Raw genomic sequence first — 1,065 nt, forward strand, 5'->3', positions numbered from 1 at the left:
CCCCCCTGCAAACAAGCGTTGAAATGAGTAGAATTTTCTAAATATGATTTTTGAAAGTTCTGCATGAAGCCTTCCCGTTACACCGACAGTCAGATCATCGCCATCCTCAAGCAGGCCGAGGCTGGCTCCCCCATCCCCGAACTGTGCCGCGAACACGGCATGAGCACGGCCACGTTCTATAAGTGGCGAGCCAAGTTTGGTGGCATGGATGCCTCGCTCATGGCCCGTATGAAGGAGCTGGAGGAAGAGAACAAGCGCCTGAAGAAGATGTACGCCGAAGAACGCCTCAAAGCTGAGATCGTCGCCGAGGCCCTCGCAAAAAAGTGGTAGCGCCATCTCAGCGCCGTGAGATGGCGCGCTGGGTGGTCGACCAAGGGCGCGCAACGATCAGCCTGGCTTGTCTGGCGTTTGACATCAGTCAGACCTGCTTCCGTTACCAGGTCAAGCTCAACGCCGAGAACGACGTCATCGCGGACTGGCTGGTCCGTCTGACAACCAATCAGCGCAACTGGGGCTTCGGCCTGTGCTTCCTGTATCTGCGTAATGTGAAGGGCTTTCAATGGAACCACAAGCGTGTCTACAGGATCTACCGGGCGCTCGAATTGAACCTGCGCATCAAGCCGCGCAAGCGCCTCGTGCGCGAACGGCCATTGCCCCTGGCTGTTCCCACGGCGATGAATCAGGTTTGGTCGATGGACTTCATGCACGACCAATTGAGCGACGGTCGCAGCATCCGCCTGTTCAACGTGATCGATGATTTCAATCGCGAAGGCCTGGTCATCGACGTGGACTTTTCGCTGCCGTCTGAGCGTGTGGTTCGATCGCTCGACCAGGTCATCGAATGGCGCGGTCAGCCGCAGATGATCCGCTGCGATAATGGGCCGGAATACATCAGCGGGGTCACGCTGGCTTGGGCCAAGAAGCGCGGCATTCACATCGAGTTTATTCAGCCAGGGCAGCCGCAGCAGAACGCCTACGTTGAACGCTACAACCGGACGGTGCGCTACGATTGGCTGGCGCACCACCTGTTTGATTCGCTCGAAGAGATCCAAGATTTTGCCACCA

General features: G+C 57.3%; 1 protein-coding gene. It reads left to right on the plus strand.

Annotated elements, in window-relative coordinates; genetic code table 11:
• Positions 1–63: 63 nt before the first annotated feature.
• A protein-coding gene (locus ACO0LE_RS20220) for an IS3 family transposase (protein WP_422962122.1) occupies positions 64–1,065 on the plus strand; the annotation gives its coding sequence in 2 pieces (ribosomal slippage) (positions 64–316 and positions 316–1,065; 1,003 coding nt annotated over the 2 pieces). This gene is flagged as partial in the annotation.

It is taken from the genome of Undibacterium sp. Xuan67W (assembly GCF_049340165.1).
In the GTDB taxonomy this organism is placed as follows: domain Bacteria; phylum Pseudomonadota; class Gammaproteobacteria; order Burkholderiales; family Burkholderiaceae_D; genus Undibacterium.